This is a genomic window from Chitiniphilus eburneus, assembly GCF_005048205.1.
Lineage (GTDB): Bacteria > Pseudomonadota > Gammaproteobacteria > Burkholderiales > Chitinibacteraceae > Chitiniphilus > Chitiniphilus eburneus.
On the sequence record NZ_SUMF01000038.1, the window covers coordinates 21326 to 29760 of the forward strand.

The following is an 8435-nucleotide window of genomic DNA, read 5'->3' on the forward strand; positions in this document are numbered from 1 at the left end:
GAAAGCGGCGGCAGCAATGCCGCGCATCCAGTGTTGGCGCTATCCATGACCAGACAAGTCATGCCTCCGCTATCCCTTTCAGGAATCCGGAAATGTCTCTGAACCTACTCCTGCGCTGTCACGATCTTGAAGCGACGCGCCGGTTCTACCAGGAAGCGCTCGGGTTTCAGGCCCAGGCAACCGCGACAGGCACGCTCACCGTCGAGCACGATGGGAATTCACTGATCTTCACCACCGAAGACCTTTGGGGAAAACCGCCAGGCTTTTCCGGCACGATCTATTTCACCTTGGCCGACGTGGATGGCTACTTTGCCGGGATCAAGGACCGGGTGGTGATCGCCTGGCCGGTCCAGAACATGCCGTATGGGTCGCGGGAGTTCGGGATCGAGGACTGCAACGGCTATTACCTGGCGTTCCAGCAGGCCGCAACGTCGAAGCGCCGCTGATCCGACTGGCGAAACAGCGGCGAAAATAGTCGTGTTTTTCCGTTCAGGCCCCACGTTGGAAGCCAAGACTGTATAAATGCTCTGAACGTACTCCTGACTTCTCAACAGTGTTGCCACCAATGATCGCGGGCACGGCGATGGTTTTCGTTGTGGCTGCGCTTCACGACGAACGCTCCGCGTGCCGTGGGCTTCAGGTCAATAAACCGCTCATGCTGCGACTTGCCACGCCCGCCGATACCGAGTCAGTCACCGATGTTCTTTTCATCTCTCGTGAGACCTTCCTCCCCTTTGCCAAATCCCCCCATTCCCGCCAGGGCTTCCGGTCGTGGGTTGCTGAATACCTGATTCCTGGCGGCCGGGTAACCGTTGCCACAGTCGATCATGAGATCGTGGGCGTACTGGCGGTTTCAGAGGATCAAGGGATCGGGTGGATCGACCAGCTTTATGTCCATCCAGATCATGTATCGGTGGGAGTTGGCTCCTTGCTTCTGCAGCATGCGCATGCAGTGTTGAAACACCCGATCCGGCTCTTTACGTTTCAGGAAAACATGCGCGCGCGTTCATTTTATGAGCGGCATGGCTACCAGCCGATCCGGTTCTCGGATGGCCAGGACAACGAGGAAAAATGTCCTGATGTGCTGTACGAGTGGACCGGCCCGACGCCCATAAGCATCCAGCCCTAGGAATTCGAGCATGATGAATGCCCAGTGTTTACGCCGAAGGGCAGGAACGGGCAGGCAAGTTGCCCAATGCGGTTATGCGGCGGCTGAGATTGCCGCTCGGCGGGCGTTTTCCAGACACAGCCCGCACGCGTAAGCGTCTGCTTCCAGCTTGACTGGTTCAGTTGATCGTCTGGCACGTGGCAACCAGACTGCTGTCGTTGGCATTGCTCTTTATGCCGTAGAACTTGCCAGTGGATGGCTTTCGACCTGCTTTTCTTCTAGAAGGCATTCTCGTGTACCATCCGAGCAAATAAGTGCGGGCAGCTTGGCTATCTGCCGTCGTGACATCAGGATCAACAACATTGATAAATATTGAAAGTAATCGAGACGCGCACCTTGACGGCTTGAGAGGTCTCGCCGCAGTGTCCGTAGCTGTCTTTCATTTTTTCCGTTCATTTGATAACGACTTTCTTTTCCTTAATGCGCCACTCCACAAAAATCTGCTGAGTGCATTATGGAACGGGCATTTCGCAGTGACGGTGTTCTTTGTATTGAGCGGCCTGATTTTCATGAGGAAGTTCTATCAGGGAGAACTTCTCGATTGTTTGCGTGGTGGGCTGAAGCGCTATCTACGGCTGGTGTTCCCGATTTTCATCCTTTCCATGGCGACATTTGGTCTACACGCCCTCGGGGGTTTTTACAACTTCGAAGCCGCGTCCAGGAGTGGTTCTGACTGGCTCATCAAGTGGTATCGCTATGAGCCCGATTTCTGGCTTGCGATCAAGGAACCACTTTGGTCGGCGTTCTTTTCTTTTGACGCGGCGCATACATACAACGCCAATTTGTGGACGATCTCGTATGAGCTGCTTGCTGTATTTTCTGTAATTGCTCTCGGATTCCTGTGCAGATTCATACCGAAACTGTGGCAGTTCGTCTTGATTGCATCGTTCATGGCAATCGGTTTTCAAACCCGATACTTCGACTTCTTTGTCGGTGCCGCTTTAGCCTTTTGCCTCATCCACTTTCGCGTGAGTTTGCCTATATGGGCAGGGGCCATTCTGGTTGCGTTTTCGCTTCTGGTCGTCAGGTTCAATCAGCCTTCCCTCACCCATATCCAGATTATCTATCTGGAGTACCCATTGGCGGCCATGACATTGATCGCCGCTGCTGAGACATGTCGCCCATTGAGGGTGCTATTGTCGCAGCGGGTTCTTGCTTTCTTCGGGCGGATCTCATTTGGTATTTACCTGACCCACATGCTCACGCTATGCAGTGTTGCCTCGGCGGTATTCCTGTGGACAGGGTCATTGTGGATCACGTTCCTTGCTTATGCCGCGGTAACGATTCCACTGAGTGTCCTGTTCTGGCGCGCATTGGATGCGCCCTGGATGGCATTCTTGAATGCCGTCTTTAGAGTGAAAAAGGTAAAACCTGTCGCTTCCCTGCAATCTGCTTAGCCTGGATGGGCTTGATCTAGCGTTGCCAGTCAATTGCCGAAGCGCTCGAAAAACTGAGCGTGTCCGGGTTTGGGACCCCATCCCGGTGCCCGGGAAGGTGGGCGTGACGAAACGGTGTCGTGCAGAACAGATCATCAGCTTTCGGTGAGGCTGAACCGGGTCTGCCCATCCAGGGGCTGTGTCGCTGGCATGGCCGCTCCGAGGCCGGTGGCTACCTTTGGGGGGCAAGTACGGCGGGTCGGACGTGTTGGATGCGAAGTGGTTCAACGAGCGGATGCCGAGAATGCCTGGCTCAAGCACATGCTGGACGAATCACTGCCCGGGAACGAAAAAAAGCCCCTTGATTTCTCAAGGGGCTTTTGACTTCTGGGGTGGCTGATGGGACTCGAACCCACGACGACAGGAATCACAATCCTGGACTCTACCAACTGAGCTACAGCCACCACTGAACTGATGTGTCATCCGGCTGGGCCGTCTGACCGAAACTTTTGATACACCTGAAGGGACTGGCGCGCCCGACAGGAATCGAACCTGTAACCTACGGCTTAGAAGGCCGTTGCTCTATCCGGTTGAGCTACGAGCGCCCGGTGCAAAGTCTTCATATACGCCGAAAGTTCTGGTCGGGGCGGTGGGATTCGAACTCACGACCCTCTGTTCCCAAAACAGATGCGCTACCAGGCTGCGCTACGCCCCGAACAGAGGCGCGACTATAGCCGTAACCTGAATACAGGTCAAGCAGGCGGCGGCGCGCATTTGAGCGCAGCGGCCGAAGAATGCGACAATACGGCCCGTTTTTCATCCCGCTTCCCACCGCCGGCGCCACGAGCGCCTTCTATGGAGTTCCTACCCGATGCCCGCAACGATCCTGGACGGCAAGGCCATTTCGCAAGACATCATTCGTGACGTTCGCGCCAAGGTGGACGCCCGCGTGGCCGCCGGCCACCGCGCGCCGGCGCTGGCGGTGATTCTCGTCGGCAGCAATCCGGCATCGCAGGTCTATGTCGGCAACAAGAAGCGCCAGTGCGAAAACGCGGGCATCACCTCGTTGGCCTACGATCTGCCGGAAACCACCTCTGAGGCCGATCTGCTGGCGCTGGTGCAAAAGCTGAATGCCGACGACGCCGTGGACGGTATCCTGGTGCAACTGCCGTTGCCCAAGCATATCGATGCCGAAAAGGTGATCGAACTGATCGACCCGGCCAAGGATGTGGATGGTTTTCATCCCTATAACATCGGTCGCCTTGCCCTGAAGATGCCGCTGCTGCGCCCGTGCACCCCGCGCGGCGTGATGACCTTGCTGGCGCGTACCGGCATCGACCTGATCGGCAAGGATGCCGTGATCGTCGGCGCCTCCAATATCGTTGGCCGCCCGCAGGCGCTGGAACTGCTGCTGGCGCGCGCCACCGTCACCGTTTGCCATAGCAAGACGCGCGATCTGGCCGACAAGGTGCGCGGCGCCGATATCGTGGTGGCGGGCGTGGGCATTCCCAACTTCGTGAAGGGCGAGTGGATCAAGCCGGGTGCCATCGTCATCGACGTGGGGATCAACCGCCTGGACAACGGCAAGTTGTGCGGCGACGTGGAGTTCGACGTAGCCGCCGAGCGCGCGAGCTGGATCACCCCCGTACCGGGCGGCGTCGGCCTGATGACCGTCGCCACGCTGATGCAGAACACCTACGACGCCAACGTCAACCGCAAGGGATCGTAATGGCGTACGGACTGCTCAAGCCGCTCCTGTTCACCATGGATGCGGAGCGTGCGCACGACCTGTCGCTGAAGGCGGCGGACCTGATGCACACCCTCGGGTTCCTGCGCGCCTTCACCTCCACCGTGGCGCCGAACCCGATCCACGTGATGGGGCTGGATTTCCCCAACCCCATCGGCCTTGCGGCCGGGCTGGACAAGAACGGCGCGCACATCGATGCGCTGGCCGACTTCGGCTTCGGTTTCATCGAGGTGGGTACCGTCACGCCGCGTCCGCAACCGGGCAACCCCAAGCCACGCCTGTTTCGGCTGCCGCAGGCCGAAGCGGTGATCAACCGCATGGGCTTCAACAACGACGGCGTGGATGTGCTGGTGCAGAACATCAAGGCCAGCCAGTACAAGGGCGTGCTGGGGATCAATATCGGCAAGAACTTCGATACCCCCATCGAACGCGCCACCGACGATTACCTGATCGGCCTGGAGAAGGTGTACGAATACGCCAGCTACGTCGCGATCAATATCTCCAGCCCCAACACCAAGAACCTGCGGCAGTTGCAGCAGGCGGATGAACTGGGGCAACTGCTGGCGGCGCTGAAGGACAAACAGGCCGCGCTGGCCGACCGCCATGGTCGCTACGTGCCGCTGGCGCTGAAGATCGCGCCGGACCTGGAGGCCCACCAGATCCAGGATATCGCCGAGCGGCTGGTGGAGCATCGCTTCGATGCCGTCATCGCCACCAACACCACGCTGTCGCGCGTCGGCGTCGAACATGCGCCGCATGGCAAGGAAGCGGGGGGCTTGTCCGGTGCACCGGTTCGCGCCAAGTCCACGCACGTGATCCGCGAACTGGCCGAGCTGCTGCAAGGCGAAGTGCCCATCATCGGTGTCGGCGGTATTCTCTGCGGTGACGATGCGGTGGAGAAAATCCATGCCGGCGCCAAGCTGGTGCAGTTGTACAGCGGGCTGGTCTATCACGGCCCGACGCTGGTGGGCGATTGCGCCGAAGCCGTGGCCCACGCCCGGCCGTGAGCCGGGGGGAGCCAGGAGGTTTTTGCTGTGAATGCGCTGGCCGCAAGCTCCCGGCGAAGCCGGGCGCGCGACGGTCGTGGGATGCGGGGACCGGCTCACTTCTGGTTCGATTCCACACCCCCCGCCCTCGCCGCCGCGAGGGAGCCTCGCTGTGCTCGTGAGGTGGCTGGTGGAATCGGCCGTGGGCCGGGGTTAGGAGGTTTTTGCTGTGAATGCGCTGGCCGCAAGCGCCCGGCGAAGCCGGGCGCGCGACGGTCGTGGGGTGCGGGGACTGGCTCACTTCTGGTTCGATTCCACGCCCCCCGCCCTCGCCGCCGCGAGGGAGCCTCGCTGTGCTCGTGAGGTGGCTGGCTACCGGCTATTGCTGGATCGTCCGCCGTTCATGACCTGTCGGTTGCCGCCTTGCGTTCGCTCAGCGACAACGGCGTAGCCGCCTACTAACCTTCCACGCGGTGCTTCATCCGTGTTCGCCATGGCCGGGGCATCGGTCCCGGCTAGAACGCGGTCACGACGGATTTGAACAGGCTCCAAGGGTGCCGATGGATTTTAGTCACTATCTGCTGGTCCTCGTGGGCGCGGCCCTCGTCAACAACGTGGTGCTCACCCGCATTCTCGGGCTGTGCCCGTTCATGGGCGTATCGCGCAAGCTGGAAGCGTCCATCGGCATGGCGCTCGCCACCGCCTTCGTGCTGACGCTGGCGTCCGGCTCGTCCTGGCTGATCGATCAGTTGCTGATTGCGTGGCAGGTGGAGTTCCTGCGCACGCTGGCGTTCATCGTGGTGATCGCCGCCATCGTGCAGTTCACCGAAATGTTCATCCATGCCGCCAGCCCGGTGCTGTACCAGGCGCTGGGCATCTATCTGCCGCTGATCACCACCAACTGCGCGGTCCTGGGCGTGCCGCTGATCAACGCCCAGGCACGCCATGGCTTTGCCGAATCGCTGGTGTTCGGCTTCGGCTCCGCGCTGGGGTTCTCGCTGATCCTGATCCTGTTCGCCGCCATTCGCGAGCGGCTGGAAGGCGCCGACATCCCCGACGCCTTCAAGGGCGCGCCCATCGCCTTCGTCACGGCGGGCCTGATGAGCCTGGCCTTCATGGGCTTCGCGGGGCTGGTGCGATGAGCGTGCTGCTGGCGCTGTGCGTGATGGCCGGGCTGGCGCTGCTGCTGGGGGCCGTGCTGGGCTTTGCCGCCATCCGCTTCCGGGTGGAAGACGACCCGCTGGTGGACAAGATCGACGCCATCCTGCCGCAGACCCAATGCGCGCAGTGCGGCTATCCCGGCTGCCGCCCCTACGCCACGGCCATCGCCAACGACGAAGCGGACATCAACCAGTGCCCACCGGGCGGCGACGATGGCATCCGCCAGCTTGCCGATCTGCTGGGGCGCGAGTTCAAGCCGCTCAACGCCGAGAACGGCGTCGAAAAGCCCAAGAGCGTGGCGGTGATCGACGAAAACGTCTGCATCGGCTGTACCTTGTGCATCCAGGCCTGTCCGGTCGATGCCATCGTCGGCGCCGCCAAGCACATGCATACGGTGATCGCCAGCGAGTGCACCGGTTGCGAACTGTGCATCGCGCCCTGTCCGGTCGATTGCATCGACATGGCGCCGCTGGGCGAAACCCCCGCCAGCTGGAAGTGGCGCTACCCGCTGGCGCTGCTCAAGGTGGTGCAATGAGCCATCTGTATTCCTTCCATGGCGGCATCCATCCGCCCGAGCACAAGGCCGAATCCAACGGCGCGCGCATTGCCACGGTGCCGTTGCCGCCGCAACTGGTGGTGCCGCTGAGCCAGCATATCGGCAATGGCGCCAAGCCCTTGGTGGCGCCCGGCGACCTGGTGCGCAAGGGCCAGATGATCGGGAGCGCCGACGGGCGTGTTTCGGCGGCGGTGCATGCCCCCACCTCCGGGCGTGTGCTGACGGTGGCGCCGCGCGTGATCGCGCACCCGTCCGGCCTCAGCGAACCCTGCGTGGTGATCGAGCCCGATGGCGAGGAACGCTGGGTCGAGCGCAGCCCGTTCGACTGGCGTAACGCGGATGGCTCGGTGGTGATGGATTACCTGCGCGACATGGGCGTGGTCGGGCTGGGTGGCGCGGTGTTTCCGTCGCACCTCAAGCTGGGGGGCGCCCGCGCGCTGGATACGCTGGTGATCAACGGCGCCGAGTGCGAACCCTATATCACCTGTGACGACCGGCTGATGCGCGAGCGCGCCGACGAGATCGTCACCGGTATCCGGATCGTGCGCACGCTGATGAATGCGCAGCGAGTGAAGGTGGGCATCGAGGACAACAAGCCCGAAGCCATCGAAGCGATGCAACTGGCGTGCGGCGGCAGCGACATCGAAGTGATCGCCGTGCCCACGCTGTATCCATCCGGTGGCGCCAAGCAACTGACCCGCCTGCTCACGGGGCGCGAAGTGCCGGCCGGCGTGCGCGCCACCGACCTGGGCGTGCAGTGCTTCAACGTCGGCACCGTGCAGGCGCTGTACCGCGCGCTGGAGCATGGCGAGCCGCTGATCAGCCGCATCGTCACCCTGACCGGCGCCGTGGCGCAGCCAGGCAATGTCGAAGCGCTGCTGGGCACGCCGCTGTCGCACCTGATGGCGTTCGCGGGTGCCGGGCCGGAGGTGGCCGGGTATGTCTACGGCGGCCCGATGATGGGCTTCGTGCTGCCATCGCTGGATGCCGGGCTCTCCAAGTCAGGCAACTGCATCATTGCCCGCAGCCCCGAGCTGTTTCCGACTGCGCCGCCGGAAATGCCCTGCATCCGCTGCGGCACCTGCGCCGAGGCGTGCCCCGCGCAATTGCAGCCGATGGACCTGTACTGGTTCGCTCGCGCCAGGCAGTTCGGGCGCACGCAGGAACGTCACTTGTTCGATTGCATCGAATGCGGCGCCTGCGCCTATGTGTGCCCGTCGAACATCCGGCTGGTCGATTACTTCCGCTACGCCAAATCCGAAATCTGGGCCGCCGAGAAAAGCCGCGACGCGGCCACCGTCGCGCGGCGCCGCCACGAAGCCCGCCAGGCGCGGCAGGATCGCGAAAAGCGCGAACGTGCCGAACGGCTGGCCGATCATTACCTTCCTGGTGGCCGAGCGCCTGCGCAACCTGGGTAAGTTCACCTTCGCCGATGTGGCGT

At 61.8% G+C, this 8435-nt stretch carries 7 protein-coding genes, 3 tRNA genes and 1 pseudogene; 8 read left to right on the plus strand and 3 right to left on the minus strand.

What is annotated here, in order from left to right:
* Positions 1-92 precede the first annotated feature (92 nt).
* From FAZ21_RS18345 to FAZ21_RS18355, 3 genes are all read left to right on the plus strand, one after another.
* Positions 93-446: a VOC family protein gene (locus FAZ21_RS18345; protein WP_136774882.1), complete on the plus strand. Its 354-nt coding sequence runs from the start codon at positions 93-95 to the stop codon at positions 444-446.
* 119 nt (positions 447-565) lie between these two features.
* A complete protein-coding gene (locus FAZ21_RS18350; RefSeq protein ID WP_136774883.1) occupies positions 566-1129 on the plus strand; it encodes a GNAT family N-acetyltransferase in 564 nt (187 codons plus the stop codon).
* 320 nt (positions 1130-1449) lie between these two features.
* On the plus strand, positions 1450-2565 hold the full coding sequence (locus FAZ21_RS18355; protein WP_281279793.1) for an acyltransferase family protein: 1116 nt from the start codon (positions 1450-1452) through the stop codon (positions 2563-2565).
* Between the two features lie 367 nt (positions 2566-2932).
* Here FAZ21_RS18355 and FAZ21_RS18360 read toward each other — a convergent pair.
* From FAZ21_RS18360 to FAZ21_RS18370, 3 genes are all read right to left on the minus strand, one after another.
* Positions 2933-3008, minus strand: a tRNA-His gene (locus FAZ21_RS18360).
* Between the two features lie 64 nt (positions 3009-3072).
* A tRNA-Arg gene (locus FAZ21_RS18365) sits at positions 3073-3149 on the minus strand.
* Between the two features lie 33 nt (positions 3150-3182).
* Positions 3183-3259, minus strand: a tRNA-Pro gene (locus FAZ21_RS18370).
* A gap of 156 nt (positions 3260-3415) precedes the next feature.
* Here FAZ21_RS18370 and folD point away from each other — a divergent pair.
* From folD to rsxC, 5 genes and pseudogenes are all read left to right on the plus strand, one after another.
* Positions 3416-4273 (plus strand): bifunctional methylenetetrahydrofolate dehydrogenase/methenyltetrahydrofolate cyclohydrolase FolD, encoded by an 858-nt coding sequence (folD, locus tag FAZ21_RS18375; protein ID WP_136774885.1) that lies wholly within the window; start codon positions 3416-3418, stop codon positions 4271-4273.
* On the plus strand, positions 4273-5298 hold the full coding sequence (locus FAZ21_RS18380; protein WP_136774886.1) for a quinone-dependent dihydroorotate dehydrogenase: 1026 nt from the start codon (positions 4273-4275) through the stop codon (positions 5296-5298). The genes folD and FAZ21_RS18380 overlap by 1 nt, the downstream gene beginning before the upstream one ends.
* 539 nt (positions 5299-5837) lie before the next feature.
* Positions 5838-6419, plus strand: coding sequence for an electron transport complex subunit RsxA (gene rsxA, locus FAZ21_RS18385; protein ID WP_136774887.1), 582 nt, complete (start codon positions 5838-5840; stop codon positions 6417-6419).
* Complete coding sequence (gene rsxB, locus FAZ21_RS18390) at positions 6416-6973, plus strand: electron transport complex subunit RsxB (protein ID WP_211243524.1); 558 nt, start codon at positions 6416-6418, stop codon at positions 6971-6973. Before rsxA ends, rsxB begins: the two co-directional genes overlap by 4 nt.
* Positions 6970-8307, plus strand: a pseudogene (rsxC, locus tag FAZ21_RS18395) (electron transport complex subunit RsxC); the annotation flags it as partial. The gene rsxB and the pseudogene rsxC, both read left to right, overlap by 4 nt.
* Positions 8308-8435: the final 128 nt, after the last annotated feature.